The 17,837-nt window shown below is 73.2% G+C and carries 16 protein-coding genes and 4 tRNA genes; 7 read left to right on the top strand and 13 right to left on the bottom strand.

What is annotated here, in order from left to right; all coding sequences use genetic code 11:
- Nucleotides 1–71: 71 nt before the first annotated feature.
- A tRNA-Asp gene (locus tag ACFV6D_RS19075) sits at nucleotides 72–145 on the bottom strand.
- Between the two features lie 118 nt (nucleotides 146–263).
- The gene (hrpA, locus tag ACFV6D_RS19080) at nucleotides 264–4,250 is read right to left on the bottom strand and encodes an ATP-dependent RNA helicase HrpA (RefSeq protein ID WP_063348335.1); all 3,987 of its coding nucleotides are present in this window, start codon (nucleotides 4,248–4,250) and stop codon (nucleotides 264–266) included.
- Nucleotides 4,251–4,437: 187 nt separating this feature from the next.
- Between hrpA and ACFV6D_RS19085 the strand changes: the two genes are divergently transcribed.
- Complete coding sequence (locus ACFV6D_RS19085; RefSeq protein WP_063348334.1) at nucleotides 4,438–4,968, top strand: SigE family RNA polymerase sigma factor; 531 nt, start codon at nucleotides 4,438–4,440, stop codon at nucleotides 4,966–4,968.
- Nucleotides 4,965–6,017: a hypothetical protein gene (locus ACFV6D_RS19090; RefSeq protein WP_380560550.1), complete on the top strand. Its 1,053-nt coding sequence runs from the start codon at nucleotides 4,965–4,967 to the stop codon at nucleotides 6,015–6,017. Before ACFV6D_RS19085 ends, ACFV6D_RS19090 begins: the two co-directional genes overlap by 4 nt.
- 108 nt (nucleotides 6,018–6,125) lie before the next feature.
- Here ACFV6D_RS19090 and ACFV6D_RS19095 read toward each other — a convergent pair whose 3' ends face one another.
- From ACFV6D_RS19095 to ACFV6D_RS19125, 7 genes are all read right to left on the bottom strand, one after another.
- Entirely contained in the window at nucleotides 6,126–6,671 is a 546-nt protein-coding gene (locus ACFV6D_RS19095; RefSeq protein ID WP_380560551.1) for a Uma2 family endonuclease, read from the bottom strand.
- A gap of 218 nt (nucleotides 6,672–6,889) precedes the next feature.
- The gene (locus ACFV6D_RS19100) at nucleotides 6,890–7,315 is read right to left on the bottom strand and encodes a cytotoxic translational repressor of toxin-antitoxin stability system (RefSeq protein WP_380560552.1); all 426 of its coding nucleotides are present in this window, start codon (nucleotides 7,313–7,315) and stop codon (nucleotides 6,890–6,892) included.
- Complete coding sequence (locus ACFV6D_RS19105; RefSeq protein WP_380560553.1) at nucleotides 7,312–7,728, bottom strand: prevent-host-death protein; 417 nt, start codon at nucleotides 7,726–7,728, stop codon at nucleotides 7,312–7,314. Before ACFV6D_RS19105 ends, ACFV6D_RS19100 begins: the two co-directional genes overlap by 4 nt.
- Nucleotides 7,729–7,905: 177 nt before the next feature.
- Nucleotides 7,906–7,979 (bottom strand) — tRNA-Phe (locus ACFV6D_RS19110).
- A gap of 27 nt (nucleotides 7,980–8,006) precedes the next feature.
- A tRNA-Asp gene (locus ACFV6D_RS19115) sits at nucleotides 8,007–8,080 on the bottom strand.
- Nucleotides 8,081–8,135: 55 nt separating this feature from the next.
- A tRNA-Glu gene (locus tag ACFV6D_RS19120) sits at nucleotides 8,136–8,208 on the bottom strand.
- Between the two features lie 126 nt (nucleotides 8,209–8,334).
- Complete coding sequence (locus ACFV6D_RS19125) at nucleotides 8,335–8,676, bottom strand: metallopeptidase family protein (RefSeq protein ID WP_063348331.1); 342 nt, start codon at nucleotides 8,674–8,676, stop codon at nucleotides 8,335–8,337.
- 70 nt (nucleotides 8,677–8,746) lie between these two features.
- Between ACFV6D_RS19125 and crcB (ACFV6D_RS19130) the strand changes: the two genes are divergently transcribed.
- The 5 genes from crcB (ACFV6D_RS19130) to ACFV6D_RS19150 all read left to right on the top strand — a co-directional run bounded on the left by crcB (ACFV6D_RS19130) (nucleotide 8,747) and on the right by ACFV6D_RS19150 (nucleotide 14,455).
- A complete protein-coding gene (crcB, locus tag ACFV6D_RS19130; RefSeq protein WP_380490244.1) occupies nucleotides 8,747–9,244 on the top strand; it encodes a fluoride efflux transporter CrcB in 498 nt (165 codons plus the stop codon).
- Nucleotides 9,241–9,591: a DUF190 domain-containing protein gene (locus ACFV6D_RS19135; protein ID WP_063348329.1), complete on the top strand. Its 351-nt coding sequence runs from the start codon at nucleotides 9,241–9,243 to the stop codon at nucleotides 9,589–9,591. The genes crcB (ACFV6D_RS19130) and ACFV6D_RS19135 overlap by 4 nt, the downstream gene beginning before the upstream one ends.
- The gene (gene crcB / locus ACFV6D_RS19140) at nucleotides 9,588–9,962 is read left to right on the top strand and encodes a fluoride efflux transporter CrcB (protein ID WP_063348328.1); all 375 of its coding nucleotides are present in this window, start codon (nucleotides 9,588–9,590) and stop codon (nucleotides 9,960–9,962) included. Before ACFV6D_RS19135 ends, crcB (ACFV6D_RS19140) begins: the two co-directional genes overlap by 4 nt.
- A 1,070-nt stretch (nucleotides 9,963–11,032) precedes the next feature.
- Entirely contained in the window at nucleotides 11,033–13,375 is a 2,343-nt protein-coding gene (locus tag ACFV6D_RS19145; protein WP_380424680.1) for a DEAD/DEAH box helicase, read from the top strand.
- 204 nt (nucleotides 13,376–13,579) lie between these two features.
- Complete coding sequence (locus ACFV6D_RS19150; RefSeq protein ID WP_380560554.1) at nucleotides 13,580–14,455, top strand: TIGR02452 family protein; 876 nt, start codon at nucleotides 13,580–13,582, stop codon at nucleotides 14,453–14,455.
- A gap of 75 nt (nucleotides 14,456–14,530) precedes the next feature.
- On the opposite strand, the gene ACFV6D_RS19155 is transcribed toward ACFV6D_RS19150, so the two are convergent.
- The 4 genes from ACFV6D_RS19155 to ACFV6D_RS19170 form a co-directional block, all read right to left on the bottom strand.
- Nucleotides 14,531–14,866, bottom strand: coding sequence for a hypothetical protein (locus ACFV6D_RS19155; protein ID WP_063348325.1), 336 nt, complete (start codon nucleotides 14,864–14,866; stop codon nucleotides 14,531–14,533).
- Between the two features lie 161 nt (nucleotides 14,867–15,027).
- Nucleotides 15,028–16,122 (bottom strand): hypothetical protein, encoded by a 1,095-nt coding sequence (locus tag ACFV6D_RS19160; protein ID WP_380335463.1) that lies wholly within the window; start codon nucleotides 16,120–16,122, stop codon nucleotides 15,028–15,030.
- A 177-nt stretch (nucleotides 16,123–16,299) separates the two neighbouring features.
- Nucleotides 16,300–16,995, bottom strand: a complete 696-nt coding sequence (locus ACFV6D_RS19165; protein WP_063348324.1) for a tyrosine-protein phosphatase — start codon at nucleotides 16,993–16,995, stop codon at nucleotides 16,300–16,302.
- A 55-nt stretch (nucleotides 16,996–17,050) separates the two neighbouring features.
- On the bottom strand, nucleotides 17,051–17,815 hold the full coding sequence (locus ACFV6D_RS19170; RefSeq protein ID WP_380560555.1) for an SDR family oxidoreductase: 765 nt from the start codon (nucleotides 17,813–17,815) through the stop codon (nucleotides 17,051–17,053).
- Nucleotides 17,816–17,837 lie beyond the last annotated feature (22 nt).

Below are 17,837 nucleotides of genomic sequence, written 5' to 3' on the forward strand. Positions count from 1 at the left end.
CCTCAAAAACCCCCCGACCACAAACCTCTCGGCCCCCCATGCCGTCTGCTCCCCCCCCCCCCCCACTGCGGCGATCCCGACGGGACTTGAACCCGCGACCTCCACCTTGACAGGGTGGCGAGCTAACCAACTGCTCCACGGGACCAGAGTTTTCTGATCTCGTTCACTCGCTTGCCGCGCTGCGAACAAGACAGACTGTAGCCCATGGTGGGCCCCCAGGTCGAACTGGCACCTGAGGGCCCCCGAGGAGGCCGCCGCCCAGCTCAGAGCGTGGCCCTGGCAGCCTCCATCGCCTTGGTGATCCGCTTCTCCGACACCGGGCTCGGTGTGCCCAGCGACTGGGCGAAGAAGCTGACCCGCAACTCCTCGATCATCCAGCGGATCGCCAGCACCTCCGCGGACGGCTGCCGGCCGGCCGGCACCGCCGCCAGCAGCTCCCCGTACTCCCGCTGCACCTGCTGGACCTTCAGCAGCTGCTGGGCGTCCCGCTGCGGGTGGTTGGGCAGCGCCTCCAGCCGGCGGTCCACCGCCAGCAGGTAGCGCTTGAGGTCCGGCAGCCGCTGCCAGCCGGTGTCCGTGACGAAGCCCGGGTGCACCAGGGAGGCCAGGTGCAGCCGGATGTCGTTCACCGCGTTCAGCAGCACCGGGCTGCTCACCGACTTCAGCCGGGTCGAGGCCTTGTGGAAGGCGATCAGCGCGGTGGCCGTCTTCAGCGTGGTGTCCGCGGACAGGTCGTACAGGTCCGCCCGCACCTTGTCGTGCAGCGTGCCGAAGGCCGCCTCGTCCCAGGCCGGTCCGCCGGCCAGGGTCATCAGCCGGTCCGTCGCACAGGCCACCACGTCCTCGAAGAGGGCGTTCACCGAGCCGTGCGGGTTGTGCGAGAGCGCCAGCTTCGCCTGGTTGCCCAGCCGGCCCTGGATCGACTTGGCCGGGGAGGTGGTGGTCAGCATCAGCAGCCGGCGGGTGCCCGCCCACATCGACTGCGTCTGCGCCTGCGGGGTGTCGAACAGCTTCACGCCGACCGACTCCCCCTCGTCCACCAGGGCCGGGTAGGCGCGCAGCGAATGGCCGCGCGAGCGCTGCTCGAAGGTGCGCTGGAGCACGGGCAGGCCGCCCGGCCAGGCGGTCAGCCCGCCCTGCTCGATGCCCTGGCCGGAGGCCGCCGAGGACAGCGTCTCCTTGAGCTTCGGCTTGAGCCGCAGCCGCAGCTCCTCCAGGTCCTTGGACTCGGCGAGCTTGCGGCGGCCGTCCACCACCCGGAAGGTCACCTTGAGGTGGTCCGGCACCCGCTCGTCGTCCCAGGCCTCCGGCGGCACGGTGATGGCCGTCAGGCGCTTGAGGGCGTGCTCCAGGGACGGCAGCAACGGCTCCTGGCGGTCCTTCACCGCGCGCAGCGCCGCCTTCGCGAAGTCCGGCGCCGGCACGAAGTTGCGCCGGATCGCCTTCGGCAGCGACTTGATGTACGCGGTGACCAGCTCCGTCCGCAGGCCCGGGATCTGCCAGTCGAAGCCCTCCGCGGTGACCTGGTTGAGCACCGGCAGCGGGATGTGGACGGTCACGCCGTCCGCGTCGCTGCCCGGTTCGAACTGGTAGGTCAGCTGGAAGCGCAGCTTGCCCTGCTGCCAGTGGTCCGGGTAGTCGGCCTCCGTGACGCCGTCCGCGGAGTCGTTGATCAGCATCGACTTCTCGAAGTTGAGCAGGTCCGGCTGCTCGTGCCGGGCCGTCTTCCACCAGGAGTCGAAGTGCCGGGTGGAGACCACGTCCTCCGGCAGCCGGGCGTCGTAGAACTCGAACAGGGTCTGGTCGTCGACCAGGATGTCCCGGCGCCGGGCCCGGTTCTCCAGCTCCTCGACCTCACCGAGCAGCTTGCGGTTCTCGGCGAAGAACCGGTGGTGGGTCTCCCAGTCGCCCTCGACCAGCGCGTTGCGGATGAACAGCTCGCGGCACAGCTCCGGGTCGATCCGCCCGTAGTTGACCTTGCGCTGGGCGACGACCGGCATCCCGTAGAGCGTCACCCGCTCGTACGCCAGGACGGCTCCGGCCTTCTTCTCCCAGTGCGGCTCGCTGTACGTCCGCTTGATCAGGTGGCCGGCCAGCGGCTCCACCCACTCCGGCTCGATCTTGGCGTTGATCCGCGCCCACAGCCGGGACGTCTCCACCAGCTCGGCCGACATCACCCAGCGCGGCGGCTTCTTGAACAGGCCCGAGCCCGGGAACACCGCGAACCGGGCGCCGCGCGCGCCGCCGTACTCGCGCTTCTCCACGTCGAACAGGCCGATGTGGGAGAGCAGGCCGGCCAGCAGCGACTGGTGGATCCGGTCGGCGTCCGGCTCGGCGTCCTCGTGCGGCTCCTCGATGGTGACGCCCAACTGCTTGGCGACCGTGCGCAGCTGGGTGTAGATGTCCTGCCACTCCCGTATCCGCAGGTAGTTGAGGAACTCCGCCTTGCACATCCGGCGGAAGGCCGAGGAGGACAGCTCGCGCTGCTGCTCCCGGACGTAGCGCCACATCGCCAGGTAGGACAGGAAGTCGGAGGTCTCCGAGTTGAACCGGCGGTGCCGCTCGTCGGCGGCCTGGCGCTTCTCGGCGGGGCGCTCGCGCGGGTCCTGGATGGACAGCGCGGCGGCGATCACCATCACGTCGCGCACGCAGCCGTTCTTGTCGGCCTCCAGCACCATCCGGGCCATCCGCGGGTCCACCGGGAGCTGGGCCAGTTGGCGGCCGAGCGCGGTGAGGCGCTTGCGCGGGTCCTTCTCGTCCGGGTCCAGCGCGCCCAGCTCGTGCAGCAGGTGCACGCCGTCCTTGATGTTGCGGGAGTCCGGCGGGTCCAGGAACGGGAAGGCGGCGATGTCGCCGAGGCCCGCCGCCGTCATCTGCAGGATCACCGAGGCCAGGTTGGTGCGCAGGATCTCGGCGTCGGTGAACTCGGGGCGGGAGAGGAAGTCCTCCTCCGAGTACAGCCGGATGCAGATGCCGTCGGAGGTGCGGCCGCAGCGGCCCTTGCGCTGGTTGGCGCTGGCCTGGCTGACCGCCTCGATCGGCAGCCGCTGCACCTTGGTGCGGTGGCTGTAGCGGGAGATCCGGGCGGTGCCCGGGTCGATCACGTACTTGATGCCGGGGACGGTGAGGCTGGTCTCGGCGACGTTGGTGGCGAGGACGATCCGGCGGCTGCCGGAGCGCTGGAACACCCGGTGCTGCTCGGCCGAGCTCAGCCGGGCGTACAGCGGCAGGACCTCGGTGGACTTGAGTTTCAGCTTGTCCAGGGCGTCGGCGGTGTCGCGGATCTCGCGCTCGCCGGAGAGGAAGACCAGGATGTCGCCCGGGCCCTCGGCCTGGAGCTCCTGGGCCGCTTCGCAGATCGCCTGGATCTGGTCCCGGTCGCGGTCGGCGTCCGTCGCGTCGTCGTCCTCGTCCAGGTCGTCGACGAGCGGGCGGTACCGGACCTCCACCGGGTAGGTGCGGCCGGAGACCTCGACGATCGGGGCGTCGTTGAAGTGCCGGGCGAAGCGCTGCGGGTCGATGGTCGCGGAGGTGATCACGACCTTGAGGTCCGGTCGGCGCGGGAGCAGCTGCTTGACGTAGCCGAGGATGAAGTCGATGTTGAGGCTGCGCTCGTGCGCCTCGTCGATGATCAGGGTGTCGTACTGGAGCAGTTCGCGGTCGGTCTGGATCTCCGCGAGCAGGATGCCGTCCGTCATCAGCTTGACCAGGGTGTCCTGGCCGACCTGGTCGGTGAACCGGACCTTCCAGCCGACCGCCTCGCCCAGCGGGGTGCGCAGCTCCTCCGCGACCCGCTCGGCGACCGTACGGGCGGCGATCCGGCGCGGCTGGGTGTGGCCGACCAGACCGCGCACGCCGCGGCCCAGCTCCAGACAGATCTTCGGGATCTGGGTGGTCTTGCCGGAGCCGGTCTCACCCGCGACGATCACCACCTGGTGGTCCCGGATGGCCGCCAGGATTTCGTCCTTCTTCTGGCTGACCGGCAGCTCGGCGGGATAGCTGATCGGTGGGACGGCACCGCGGCGCTGCTCGACCAGCAGCTCGGCGCGGTCGATGTCGGCGGCGATCTGGGCGGCGACCTTCTGCCGGGCCTCGGGCTTGCGGACCCGACGGGCCCCCTCCAGTCGGCGCCCGATCCGCACCTGGTCGCGCAGGGTCAGCTCGGGCAGGCGGGCGGCCAGCTCACCGATACCGGGACCCTCGGCGGGTGCGGGGGCGGACTGGACTGCGGGAGAACTCACTGCGGGCATCCCTCTAGGTTCGCAAGGAGGTACGGCGGCGCGCACCTCGGTTTTCGAGCCTCTCCAGTGTCACAGCCACCGGCGGCCGAGCGCGAACGGCGGGTCCGGGTGCCGGTGGCGTCGGGCCGGACGGCTCCGGGCCGGGCCAGGCAACGGTTCGCGGCGGTTTCGGGCTCTGGGGGTTGAGGAGGTGCTCATGGGAGCCCAGAAGACCGCGAGGGACGAGGAGTTCCGCGCGTTCACCGGCAGCGCGTGGACGCGGCTGCTCAGGACGGCGTACCTGCTCGCGGGGGACAGGCACACCGCCGAGGACCTGGTCCAGCAGGCCCTGGAGCGGGCGTACGTCGCCTGGAGCCGGGTCCGGGCGGCCGACGACCCGCACGCCTACGTGCGCCGGATCCTGATCAACGAGCACGCCCGGCGGTTCCGCCGCCGAGCGGCCGAGGACCTGGTCACCGCCGTCCCCGACCGGGCCGCACCCGAGGGCCCCGACGGCTACGCGCGGCTGGACGAACGGGCGGCGCTGCTCACGGCCCTCGGCACGCTGCCGCCCCGGCAGCGGCAGGCCGTCGTGCTGCGGTACTGGGAGGACCTCACCGAGACCCAGACCGCCGCGGCGATGGGCTGCTCGGTCGGGACGGTGAAGAGCCAGGCGGCCAGGGGCCTGGCCAAGCTGCGGGAGGCCTCCTCACTCAACGGGCTGGCGAGCATCGGAGGCGGAAGATGAGCAACGAGGGCAACGTGGGCAACGTGGGCGGCGAGGGCGGTGCGGGCGGCGAGGGCGCCATGGGCAACGTGGGCGGTGCGGGCGGCGAGGACACGGTCGGGGCGGGGGCCGGGGGCGCGGCCGGCGCCGAGGCCGCGGCGGCGCGCGTCCTGGGCGAGCTGGCCGGAAGCGTCGAGATCGGGGCCGTCCCGTACGACCGGCTGGTCGCCGGGGGGCGGCGCCGGCTGCGGCGCCGGCGGCTGCTGACCAGCGGGGCGGTGGCGGTGCTGGTCGCGGCGGCCGTCGTCGGGGGGACGGCGCTCGGCGGGCTCGGGCGGGGGCGGGGGCCGGGCAACGCGGCCGACGCGGGGGCGGTGGTGGCGGACGCCTCGACCGTCACCGCCGCGGAGGCCGCCGGGGCCGCCGGGGCCGCCGCGGGCACCGCAGGCACCACCGCGACACCGACCGCTCCCGCGCGGGATCCGTTCACCCCGGTCCGGGTCGTGGTCGGCCACGGCACCACGAACGGCAGGCAGTGGCAGGCGTGGGCCGCGTTCTGGCCGGCGGCCGCCACCAAGGAGGACGCCCTCCGACAGGCCCGGCTGATCTGGGAGGACCGGCACGCGGCCATCCCGCAACTGCCGGAGACCACCCGGGCGGACATCGACCGGAGCTGGCGCCCGGACGTGGACCTGGTGAACCTCTACGCCACCGTGGACGGGCAGCGCCAGGTAGACGACGCGATGCACGACACCCCCGCCCCGGGGGTGCCGGACGGGGCGATCATCGACCGGGCCACCTCCGGAGGAGGGACGATGCTCGGGTTCAAGGGCGGGGAGCTGGGCGCCTCACCGGTGGTGATCGCCGGGGTCCGGCCCCGGGTCGCGAAGATCGTGGTCACCTGGGACACCGGCGGCATCAGCGAGTCGGCGCCGGTCGCCCTCGGGGACTCCCCGACGCGCTGGTACGCGATCGCCAGGAAGCCGGGCGCCCAGGCCCGCACGTTCACGTACTACGCGGCGGACGGCTCCGTGCTGGGCACCGACGCCAGCTGGTTCCGCTCCTACTGAACCCACCCGGCGTGCCGGCCTCGACGCCGCCCGCGCGACCGGCCCACCTCCCCTCGGGTCAGCTCGCCCGGCCGCCTGGCGAGCTGACCCGAGGGGAGCCGCCCGAGATCAGCAGGGCAGCAGGTCGCCGGTGACCAGCTCGAAGCCGAAGGGCTCCAGAACGCGCATCGTCTCGCCGAACGCGATGTCCTCGCGCCGGTGGTACCGGGCGCCGTCCGGCCTGCTGAAGAGGGTGACGGTCTTCTCCCGCGCGTCGACCAGGAGGTACAGCGGGATCCCCATCAGCGGGTAGTCCCGCACCTTCCCGACCCAGTCGTTCTCGGGGTTGGAGGGCGAGACCAGCTCGACCGCGATCGCGGCCAGCTCGGCGGGCACCTGGTTGTCGGTGGTGGCCAGCGCGTCGTCCGGAAGGTACGTCAGGTCGGGATTGCGGCTCTTCCCGACGTTGGGCGAGATCAGATCGGTGTTCTCGCTCGGCAGCAGCCCGGCCGGGGTGTGGGCGTCGAACTGCCGGCGCACCACCAGCAGGTTGCGCTGGTGGATCCCCGAGGGGCTCACCATCATGGTGATGGTGTCGCCGGAGAGCTCCACCTTGAAGCCGTCGGGCAGGCTCCTGCGGGCCTCTTCCAGAAGCTCGAAGTGTTCCGGGGCCATGAGTGCGACGCCTCCCGAACCGAATCCACCGGTGTCCGGCACCCAGCGTAGTCGGCGCCCGGCCCCAGGCCCCGGGCCCCCGGAACGGCGGAAGCCCCGCAGCGAAATCTTGGGTCCTAACGGTCGTCGCAACACCCCAGTTCAAGGTGTGCGATGGACTTCGAGATCTGCGGGGACCGGAAGCCGCAGCGGCCCCGGCGGCGACCCGGCAACTGGTGTCAGTGGCCCTCGGTCCAGAACTGCTGGAGTCGCGCGATCGCCTGGGCCTTGTTCAGCTCGGCGACCTGGTTCTCGGTGAGTCCGACACGGTTGATCAGCATGTGGACCAGATCTGCGGGAAGCGCCTCGCGTGGTGGCTCGGGCGCGCCTCGATCGGGAAGCGCGCCGTCCAGGACGCACGGCCAGAAGACATCCTCTGTCACATCCAGCTGATCGCGGAGGACGTGCGACCACATGCCCGCGCCGTACACGGTGCGGTCGACCGGATGCGACACCCGAGTACGCAGGATCCGCCCGTCGGGGAGCCCGAATTCGTAGGTGACGTGGTGGGTGCCGGTGCGGCCTCGCGCGTCACGTACGCGTTCCCAGCCTTCAACCTTGCAGAACTGCTCGTGCCGTTCGCGTGTCGGCTGGGGCCAGGTCACTTCGCGACTCCGAGCAGCCAATCACGGAGTTGTGCGTCGTCGCTGAGACCGATCAGCTGAACCAGGCCCCAGTTGTCGCGATGGTTCGGAGTGCTCAGCAGTCGGTCCTGCCAGTCCTCCGCATACTCGCGGAGCGCGTCGATCATCTCGTCGATGGCCTCGTCGAACGTGCCGCCGTCCGCTGCGACCGGCAGGCCGGGGAAGAACACCGACCAGCCACCGCCCTCGGCGACCACCTCGGCCTTGGAGGGGCACAACAGCGTGAGGGCGCGGCGTAGCCGCCCTGCGTCGACTACGGCCGCGTATCCGGTGTCCCGGCGAACGGTCGCGATCCGGCCTTGCCCCGCTGCGTCCAGCAGATCCTTCAGGTGCGTTCGGGCTTCGGTGTAGCTCTCGTAGTGGACTGCTGTCATGGGAAGCCTCCTCGTCCGAGAACCAGGGTCGCGCGGCCGGTGAAGTACGTCAAGTACGTCACGTACTTGACGTCATGCGGGAGGGTGGTGACCGTCGGCTGTGCCGTTGGCGTCAAACAACGCGAAAATGCCCCCGAAGCGAGCTGCTTCGGGGGCATAATGCCTGGTCATGCATTGTGGCCAGGGCCGGGGTCGAACCGGCGACCTTCCGCTTTTCAGGCGGACGCTCGTACCAACTGAGCTACCTGGCCGTACTGCACCGTCTCTTGCGAGACGAGCGATCCCGACGGGACTTGAACCCGCGACCTCCACCTTGACAGGGTGGCGAGCTAACCAACTGCTCCACGGGACCTTGTAGTGGTTTCCCACTAAGGTCTTGCGGCACTGCTTTTTACTACGGTACTGCGTGCCCCCAACGGGATTCGAACCCGTGCTACCGCCTTGAAAGGGCGGCGTCCTGGGCCACTAGACGATGAGGGCTTGCGGCCTGTCCCGCTGTTCCCAGCGTTCGGGGACGTCGAGAAGCATATGGGATGCAGGGCGGATCGCCAAAACGGGTTTCGGCCGGGTGGGTGGGGGCCGCCCGAGGGCCGCTTGGGGCGGGGGTCAGGACCAGCCGAGTTCGTCGAGTTCGTGGTCGTCGAAGCCGAAGTGGTGGGCGACCTCGTGGATGACCGTGGTGCGGACTTCGGCGACGACCTGGTCGTGGGTCTCGCAGTGCCGGAGGGTGGGGCCGCGGTAGATGAGGATCCGGTCGGGCAGGACGCCCGCGTACCACTCGCCGCGTTCGGTGAGCGGGGTGCCCTCGTAGAGGCCGAGGAGTTCCGGGTCGGCGGGGTCGGGCTCGTCCTCGACGAAGACGGCGACGTTGTCCATCATGGCCGCGAGCTGCGGGGGAATCTGGTCGAGGGCGTCGCTGACCAGCGTCTCGAACTCGTCCCGGGTCATCTCCACCGGTTCATTGTCGGGTCTGGAGTGACGCTGTGCCAGACGGCGGGAGCCGGTGTTTGATGGGGTTATGGCGACCTCGGACGGCACGGTGGACGGCCCGGCGCGGACCCGGCCGGTGGACGAGGGGGCGGCCGCCCGGAGGCGGCCGCCGGTGTGGCGCGGGCAGGGGCCGGCCGTGGCGGTGATCGCGGTGGGCGGGGCGATCGGGTCGGTGGCGCGGTACGGCGCCGGGCTGGCCTGGGCGAACGGGCCGGCGGCGTTCCCGTGGACGACGCTGCTGATCAACGTGGTCGGGTGCGCGGTGATCGGGGTGTTCCTGGTGGTGATCACCGAGGGGCGTCCGGCGCACCCGCTGCTGCGGCCGTTCTTCGGGACCGGGGTGCTGGGCGGCTTCACCACCTTCTCGACGTACGCGGTGGACATCCGGCGGCTGGTGGAGGAGGGGCGGCTCGGGCTCGGGCTGGCGTACCTGGGGCTGACGCTGCTGGGCGCGCTCGGCGCGGTGTGGGTGGCGGCCGGGCTGACGCGCCGTCTGATCGCCCGTGGTGGCGGGGGCGTGCGGTGAGCAGGTTGAGCGGGCCGGCGCTGCGGCTGACCGTGCTGGTGGGGGAGAACGACCGCTGGCACCACCGGCCGCTGTACAGCGAGATCGTGCACCGGGCGCGGGCGGCGGGGCTGGCCGGGGCGAGCGTGTTCCGGGGGATCGAGGGGTTCGGGGCGTCGTCGCTGGTGCACACGGCGCGGCTGCTGTCGCTGAGCGAGGACCTGCCGGTGGCGGTGGTGATCGTGGACGAGGAGGAGCGGGTGCGGGCGTTCCTGCCGCAGTTGGACGGGCTGGTGGCGGAGGGCTTGGTGCTGCTGGACCGCTGCGAAGTGGTCAGGTACGTGGGGCGGGAAGGGGCTTCGGGGTGAACTGGCTGCTGGTGGTGGCGGGCGCGGTGGTCGGCGCGCCGCTGCGGTACCTGACCGACCGGGCGGTGCAGGCCCGGCACGACTCGGTGTTCCCCTGGGGGACGTTCGCGGTGAACGCGGTCGGCTGCATGGTGCTCGGCCTGGTGACCGGGGCGGTGGCGGCGGGGGCCGCGTCCCCGCAGGTCCAGGTGCTGCTGGGGACGGGGCTGTGCGGGGCGCTGACCACGTACTCGACCTTCTCGTACGAGACGCTGCGGCTGGTCGAGACCGGGGCGGGGCGGTACGCGCTGGCGAACGTGGTGGGCAGCGTGGTGGTGGGGCTGGCCGCGGTGTACGCGGGGGCGGGGCTGGCCTCGGCGTTCTGGGGCTGAGCAGGCCGCCGGTCTGCCGGTTCGGCGGGCTGTGGCGGAGGCGGCCCAGGCGCTTCCTGGCGCGCTGCCCGTGTCCCGTCGGGGCGGGTGCGCGTTGGGCACCGAAAAGCGGCCGCGCGAGCAGTGGGCGGCCCGGGTGGGGCGGTGGAGAGGGAGCTCGGTGGCTTCGGTGCGGGCGGTTCGGGCGGTGGTGCGTACGGCTTCGGCGCGTGCGGTTTCGGCGCGTACGGCTTCGGTGCGTGCGGCGGCGGTGCTGGCGGTGGCCGGGCTGGGGCTGACGGGGTGCATGTCGGTCGGTCCGGAGGCGGAGGTGAAGCGCGGGGTGGCGCCGGTCGGGCAGGTCGGTCCGGCGGGCAAGCCGGGGGTGACGAGCGGGCCGTCGGCCTCGCCGAGCGGCGCGCATCCGGGGAGTGCGTCCGGGCGCCCGGAGCGTCCGGGGGGCTTGCAGGGCGAGAACGCGCCGGCCGGGGCGACGGCCACGGCGGCGGGCGAGGTGGCGCCCGGCGTGAACGGCGCGGCCGCCGGCGTGGTCCCGGTGCCGGGGGCGCCCGCCGTGGACCCCGCGCCGGCCGGCACCGGCGCGAACGGTTCGGCGGGGGGCGTGAGTGCCAGCCCCGCGCCCCGGCCGGGCGGCGGCGCGTCGGCCGGTACCGGCGGTGCGGCGGGTACCGGGGGCGCGGGAGGGGCTGGCGGCACCGGTGAGGGCCGCTCCGGCGGTACGGCGGGCACGCCGTCGGCCACGCCGAGCAGCCGCCCCTCGACGTCACCCGAGCCCGAGCACACCTCACCGGCCGCGACCGTCCCACCGACCCCGGAGCCCTCGGCCGGTAACTCCGGTTCCTCGGCCCCGAGCCCGCATGCGGGTGGGCATTAGCGGTCTGGCCAGGGCATTTGCCTCTGATCCCGAGGTTCGTCTATGGTGGTAGATCGTTCGTTTGATTCATTTGACTGGCGCCCTATTCCCATCTGGCGCCCTTGGCGCGTTCCGGCGATCCGTGGCTGACCGCATAGAGGCGGTTGTGAAACAGAACCCCCGGACTTTGGCGCGTGCCACTTCCGGAAGGTTTTACATGTCTCTCGTTGACGACGCCCGCTTCGCCATGCCCGCGAGCGAGGCCGCCGCCGATGTCACCGACACCGCCGACACCCTCACCGACACCGTCGAGGCCGTTGAGGCCGTCGAGCCCACCGACGCTGACGTCGAGCTGAACGCCGACGCCGTCGAGGCCGAGGAGCCCGCCGAGCCCACCATCACCTTCGGCGACCTGGGCCTGCACGACGACGTCGTGCGCGCCCTCGCCAAGCGCGGTGTCACCACCCCGTTCCCGATCCAGGCCGCGACCATCCCGGACGCCCTGGCCGGCAAGGACGTGCTGGGCCGTGGCCGTACCGGCTCCGGCAAGACCCTCAGCTTCGGCCTGCCGCTGCTGACCCGCCTCGCCGACGGCGAGCGCACCAAGCCCAAGCACCCGCGCGGCCTGATCCTCGTCCCGACCCGCGAGCTGGCCATGCAGGTGGCCGACGCCCTGGAGCCGTTCGGCTCGGTGCTCGGCCTCAAGCTCAAGGTCGTCTGCGGCGGCACCTCGATGTCGAACCAGATCTACGCGCTGGAGCGCGGCGTCGACGTCCTGGTCGCCACCCCCGGCCGTCTGCGCGACCTGCTGAACCGCGGCAGCGCCAAGCTGGCCGACGTCCGGACCGTCGTGCTCGACGAGGCCGACCAGATGGCCGACATGGGCTTCCTGCCCGAGGTCACCGAGATCCTCGACCAGGTGCCGGCCGGTGGCCAGCGCCTGCTGTTCTCCGCCACCCTGGAGAACGAGATCGACACCCTGGTCAAGCGCTACCTGAAGAACCCGGTCACCCACGAGGTCGACCCGTCGGCCGGCGCGGTCACCACCATGACCCACCACATCCTCGTGGTGAAGCCCAAGGACAAGGCGCCGATCACCAACGCGATCGCCGCCCGCAAGGGCCGCACGATCATCTTCGTCCGCACCCAGATGGGCGCCGACCGCGTCGCCGAGCAGCTCATCGAGGCCGGCGTGAAGGCCGACGCGCTGCACGGCGGGATGACCCAGGGCGCCCGTACCCGTGTCCTCGGCGACTTCAAGGACGGCTACGTCAACGTCGTCGTCGCCACCGACGTCGCCGCCCGCGGCATCCACGTCGACGGCATCGACCTGGTCCTCAACGTGGACCCGGCCGGCGACCACAAGGACTACCTGCACCGCTCCGGCCGCACCGCCCGGGCCGGGCGCTCCGGCGCCGTCGTCACCCTGGTGCTGCCGCACCAGCGCCGCGGCGTCTTCCGCCTGATGGAGGACGCGGGCGTCGACGCCTCGCGCCACATCCTCGACCACGCCTTCGACGCCGAGGTCGCCAAGATCACCGGCGCCCGTTCGCTGATCGAGGTCCAGGCCGAGAGCGCGGCCGGCATCGCCGGTGCCGCCGAGCGCGAGCTCGCCGACATGACCCGCCAGCTGGAGCGCGCGCAGCGCCGCACCACCGAGCTGCGCGAGGAGGCCGACCGCCTGGCCGCGCGGGCCGCCCGCGAGCGGGCCGAGCTGGGCATCGAGGACGAGGCCCCGGCCGCCGAGGCGGGCGACGAGGCCGCTGCGGAGACCCCGGCCACCGAGGTGCCGGCCCCGGCCGCCGCGCCGCAGGCCGAGGAGCGCACGACTTCGTACCGCGAGGCGCGCACCGAGCGTCCGGCCTTCAACCGCGACCGTGACGACCGTGGTGGCCGTTCCGGTGGCTTCAACCGTGACCGTGACGACCGTGGTGGCCGTTCCTTCGGTGACCGCGACGACCGTGGTGGCCGCTCGGGTGGCTTCAACCGCGACCGCGATGACCGTGGTGGCCGTTCCGGTGGCTTCAACCGTGACCGTGACGACCGTGGTGGCCGTTCCTTCGGTGACCGTGACGACCGTGGCGGCGCCCGCTCGGGTGGCTTCAACCGTGACCGTGACGACCGTGGTGGCCGTTCCTTCGGTGACCGTGACGACCGTGGCGGCGCCCGCTCGGGCGGTTTCAACCGTGACCGTGACGACCGCGGCGGCCGTTCCTTCGGCGACCGTCCGGCCCGCACCGGTGGTGGCTTCGACCGCGACCGTTCCGGTGGCTTCAACCGTGACCGCGACGACCGCGGCGGCCGCTCCTTCGGCGACCGTCCGGCCCGCACCTTCGGTGACCGCCCGTCCTTCGGCCGGGACCGTGACGAGCGCGGCGGCAGCAACAACCGTCCGTTCGCGCGTCGTGACGACCACCGCTCCGGCGGCCGTCCGCAGGCCTCCGGTGGTGGCTTCGGCCGTGACCGCGACGACCGTGGCGGCGCCCGCTCGGGCGGCTTTGACCGCGACCGTTCCGGTGGCTTCAACCGCGACGACCGCAAGCCGCGCTGGAAGAACTGACGCCGTACGGCCGGTGGTTGACCACCGGTAGCTGAACAGCTGAACACACACGACGGGCCCGCTCCATGCACTGGAGCGGGCCCGTCGCGTTCCCCCGATACCCCCGGGTACCTCCCCCGGTACCCCTCGCGCCCCCGAGGTGTTGTTCTGTGGCTGAGAATAACCTGTGGCGCGGCCCGGCGGAAGTCCCGTAGCGTCCCGGACATGAGCAGCAGACTGCAGGACGTGGCCCGGGTGAACGAGGAGATCGCCGAGCGGGGGAGCTACCGGGCGGCCGGTGGCGAACTCGTGATGGTGGAGGAGCAGTTGGCGGCCGCCAGGGCCGGCACGGTGTCGTACGCGCCGCCGGCGCTGGACGCGCTGCTGCGGGGCGGGGGCCCGGGGCCCGGGCCGGATCGGCCGGGTCGGCCCGGGGGGCCAGTCGGGGCGGTGGAGGTGACGGCCGAAGGCAGCATCGAGGCCGCCCGGCGCCTGGTCGAGGGCGGGGCTGGCCCGGTCGGGGTGCTCAACTTCGCCTCCGCGCGCAACCCCGGCGGCGGCTACCTGCGCGGTGCCCGCGCCCAGGAGGAGGACCTGTGCCGCAGCGCGCTGCTCTACACCTGCCTGCTGGAGGCGCCGGACTACTACGAGGCGCACCGCGCCTCCACCGACCTCCGGTACAGCCACCGGGTGATCGTCTCGCCCGACGTACCGGTGATCCGCGGTCGGGGCGGCGACCTGCTGGCGCGGCCGTACCCGGTCACCTTCCTGACCTCGCCCGCACCCAACGCGGGCCAGCTGGAACGGCGCTCGGCCGACGTGGACGTCCGGGGCGTGCTCGCCGAGCGGGCCGTCCGGGTGCTCGCGGCGGCGGCCCGGCACGAGGTCCGCACGCTGGTGCTCGGGGCCTGGGGCTGCGGGGTGTTCCGCAACGACCCGGCCCAGGTCGCCGAGGCCTTCGAGGGCGCGCTCTCCCGGTACGGGGCGGCCTTCGAACGGGTGGTGTTCGCGGTCTGGGACCGCTCACCGGTCTCGGCGAACCGGGCCGCGTTCGAGGCGCGGTTCGGCGGGGCGGCGCAGCCCGGCGCGGCGGTGCGCTGAGGCCGCCGCCGGGTGCCGCCGGTGAGGCCGCCGAGGCCGGTGAGCGGGCTGGCGCACGGCTCGCGCCGGGTGCCGCTACCGCTTGCGGGCGGCCAGCGCCGTCGCGGCCGTCGAGGCCGCCGCGACCACACCGGTGACGGCGAAGACCGACGGCCAGGCGCCGATCTTCTTCGCCAGCGGATGCGAGCCGCCGAACGCCGCCACGTACAGGCCGGTCAGCGCCGCCGCGGTGGCCGCGCCCGAGCTGCGGTGCCACTGCGCGGCCGCCCCGGCACCGGCCACCGCCAGCACCGCGCCGCCCAGTTCGCGCCGGCCGCTCCAGCGGGCGACGCCGTAACCGCCCACCAGGCCGCTCGCCGCGGTCAGCGCGGCGGGCGCGGCGGCCGAGAGCACGTTGGGGACCTTCGCCATCGTCGACTCCACTCGTAGAGGTTGTCCCGACTTCCTGTTCCGGCTTCCGACCATAGCCCGCCCGCCCCGCGCCCGTCCGGGCCTCCCCGCCGTCGGGCCCCGCTGCCGTCGGGTCCCGCCGCTTTCGGGCCTCCCCGCTTTCGGGTCTCCCCGCGGGCGCGTTACCGGAACGCCTGTTCGGCGGGTTGTGCCGGCACCGTGCGGGCCAGCCGCTGCGCGGCCTCCGCCGGGGGCAGCACCCGTTCCAGCCGCAGGTCGCCCGGGACCTCCTGGAGGAGCCGCCCGGCGGACCAACTGCGCTCGTACGGCGGCGGGTCCAGGACCAGGGTGCGCACGCCGTCCACCACCGGGATGTCGCTGGGCGTCCCCTCGTTCCACAGCCACGAGCCGTCCGGGGCGACCAGGTTGAACGCGCCGGTCGCGACCACCCGGCGGTCGTCCGGGAGCGCGGTACGGGCCAGCGCCACCACCTCCGGGTCCGGCCGGGTGCCCGGCAGGTGGCCGCCGCCGATCAGCACCTCGGCGAGCAGGGTGTGCAGTTGGAAGGTGTCGCCCAGCCCGTCCATGCGCAGCAGGTAGCCGGTGCCGGTGGGGCGGTCCAGCACCAGCAGCGGCTCGTCGTCGAGGACCAGCGCCAGGTGCGCCAGGCCCTTGAAGTCGTGCCGCCCGCCGTCGTACCGCTCGAACAGCTCCAGCAGCACGTCCGTCACGCCCGAGGTGCGCGCCTCGCGGCGCACCGGCGGGTGCGCGTACACGGCCCAGGCGGCCCGCTGCCACAGGTGCAGCGTCCACCAGCCGACCACGGCCAGGTGCGCGTGCCACGCGTCCAGGTGTGCCGGATCCGCGACCCGGTCGTGCGCCTCGACCGGGTCGTCGCCCTCCGGGTCCGGCAGCGGGCCGCCGCCGGTCTGCGCCCACCGCCGCGTCAGCCGCTGCGTGCCGGTCAGCGCCCCGCGCAGGCCTGCCAGCACCGGGCCCGCGCAGCCGACCGGGTCGGCGCCGTTCTCCACGCAGGCGCCCACGACCATCGCCAGGTGCGCCCGGGGGAACGGCGGGGCGCCCGGCAGCAGCGCGGCCAGCCGGGGACCGGCTGCGGCGGCCTCGGCCGGACCGGCCGACCCGAACAGCCCGCCCACCAGCGCCAGGGCGGGGCCGAAGCGGTCGTCGTCCCCGGCGGCGGCCACCGCCTCCAGCCCGGCCACCGCCTCCAGGAGGGTGGGCTGCTGACGGTGCGGCGCATCATGGTCGGAAGACACCGCCGCAGCATAGGCGGCGCTGCGGGCGGGCCCGGTGGCGGGTGCCGGGTCGGCTGCCGGGCCACGGCCTTCGCGCCGCACCGCCCCCGACCCCGCCGTCCACCAGGGGGAGGACACCGGCCCGCCCGCCCAGTGGTGGCGCTTCGAAGGCCGGGAGCAGGTGCGTCCCCGGGCCGGTCAGGCCGACAGGTTGGTGCGCAGGGCGGTCAGCTCCTCGTCGGTGACGCCGTGGGCGCGGAGGTAGGCGGGGAGGGAGGAGTGCCGGGTGTGGATCCAGCCCAGGGCGGAGGCGAGGAGTTCGGCGGTGACGGGGCGGGAGACGCGTTCGGTGCCGGTCTCGTCGACGTAGGGGGTGGGGCCCCGGTCGAGGCCGAGGCCGACGTTGGAGAGCAGGAAGTCGGCGGTGACGTCGGCCTCCGAGGCGCCGAGCAGGGACTGCAGGACGGCGATGGTCAGGCCGGTGCGGTCCTTGCCGACGGCGCAGTGCACGAGGGCGGGCAGCGCGCCGGGGGCGGCGAGGCGGCGGACGACGGCGGCGAGGGACGGGCCGGCGGTCTGGGCCATGAAGGGGTAGAGCGCCGCCTGGTCCTCGGGCCAGGGCTGGTCGACGTCCTCGCGGTTGGCGGGCAGGGTCGGCAGGTTGAGGGCCTCGTGGTCGAGGCCGTGCCGCAGGTCGGGCCAGACCTCCAGCTCGACCGGACTGCGCAGGTCGAGGACGGTGCGCAGGCCGAGGGCCTTGAGGCGCCGGGCGCCCTCGTCGGTGAGGGTGTGGAAGGAGCCGGAGCGGTAGAGCACGCCCCGCCGCAGGGCGCCGATCCCGCCCGCGTCACGGAAGTTGCGCACACCGGGGATGTCGATGAAGGCGTCGGTCATGGCCCCACGGTACGGGCGGCGGGCGGGCCGGCGGAAGGAAACCGGAGGGAACCTTTCAGCGCCCGCCGGAGACGTCCAGGAACGCGTTGGTGGTGTACGAGGCGGCGGGGGAGAGCAGGAAGAGGATCGCCTCGGCGACCTCCTCCGCCCGTCCGCCGCGCCGCATCGGCAGTCCGGGGGCGACCCGGTCGACCCGGCCGGGCTCGCCGCCGAGGGCGTGGATGTCGGTGTGGATCAGGCCGGGGCGGACGGCGTTGACCCGGATCCCCTCGGCGGCGACCTCCAGGGCGAGGCCGCGGGTCATCGAGTCGACGGCGCCCTTGGCGGCCGCGTAGTCGACGTACTCGTTGGGCGAGCCGAGCCGCGAGGCGGCCGAGGACACGTTGACGATGGCACCGCCGCGGCCGCCGTGCCGGGTGGACATCCGGCGGACGGCCTGGGCCGCGCACAGGAACGGGCCGGTGATGTTGGCGGCCCAGATCCGGTTCAGCCGGTCCTCGTCGATGTCCTCCAGCCGGCACTGCTTCTCCAGCGTGCCGGCGTTGTTCACCAGGCCGGTGAGCAGCCCGAGTTCGGCGTCCACGGTGGTGAACAGCCGCTCCACCTCGGCGGTGCGGGTGACGTCGGCCCGGACGGCGAGCGCGGTGCCGCCCTCGGCCCGGACGGTGTCCACCACGGCGGTGGCCGAGGCCTCGTCCGTGCGGTAGTTGACGCAGACCCGGTAGCCGCGCCGGGCGGCGAGCAGGGCGGTGGCGGCGCCGATGCCGCGGCCGGCGCCGGTGACGATCAGGACGCCGTCGTCGGCGATGGTGGTCGACATGGTCGGTACGCTACCCGGCGGA

The organism is Kitasatospora sp. NPDC059812 (genome assembly GCF_042732075.1).
Taxonomy (GTDB): Bacteria; Actinomycetota; Actinomycetes; order Streptomycetales; family Streptomycetaceae; genus Kitasatospora.

Excerpts from the sequence above, each read along its gene's own strand:
- hrpA (WP_063348335.1), bottom strand. The coding sequence starts at position 4,250 with ATGCCCGCAGTGAGTTCTCCCGCAGTCCAGTCCGCCCCCGCACCCGCC.
- ACFV6D_RS19085 (WP_063348334.1), top strand. The coding sequence starts at position 4,438 with ATGGGAGCCCAGAAGACCGCGAGGGACGAGGAGTTCCGCGCGTTCACC.
- ACFV6D_RS19090 (WP_380560550.1), top strand. The coding sequence starts at position 4,965 with ATGAGCAACGAGGGCAACGTGGGCAACGTGGGCGGCGAGGGCGGTGCG.
- ACFV6D_RS19095 (WP_380560551.1), bottom strand. The coding sequence starts at position 6,671 with ATGGCCCCGGAACACTTCGAGCTTCTGGAAGAGGCCCGCAGGAGCCTG.
- ACFV6D_RS19105 (WP_380560553.1), bottom strand. The coding sequence starts at position 7,728 with ATGACAGCAGTCCACTACGAGAGCTACACCGAAGCCCGAACGCACCTG.
- ACFV6D_RS19125 (WP_063348331.1), bottom strand. The coding sequence starts at position 8,676 with ATGACCCGGGACGAGTTCGAGACGCTGGTCAGCGACGCCCTCGACCAG.
- crcB (WP_380490244.1), top strand. The coding sequence starts at position 8,747 with ATGGCGACCTCGGACGGCACGGTGGACGGCCCGGCGCGGACCCGGCCG.
- ACFV6D_RS19145 (WP_380424680.1), top strand. The coding sequence starts at position 11,033 with ATGTCTCTCGTTGACGACGCCCGCTTCGCCATGCCCGCGAGCGAGGCC.
- ACFV6D_RS19150 (WP_380560554.1), top strand. The coding sequence starts at position 13,580 with ATGAGCAGCAGACTGCAGGACGTGGCCCGGGTGAACGAGGAGATCGCC.
- ACFV6D_RS19155 (WP_063348325.1), bottom strand. The coding sequence starts at position 14,866 with ATGGCGAAGGTCCCCAACGTGCTCTCGGCCGCCGCGCCCGCCGCGCTG.
- ACFV6D_RS19165 (WP_063348324.1), bottom strand. The coding sequence starts at position 16,995 with ATGACCGACGCCTTCATCGACATCCCCGGTGTGCGCAACTTCCGTGAC.
- ACFV6D_RS19170 (WP_380560555.1), bottom strand. The coding sequence starts at position 17,815 with ATGTCGACCACCATCGCCGACGACGGCGTCCTGATCGTCACCGGCGCC.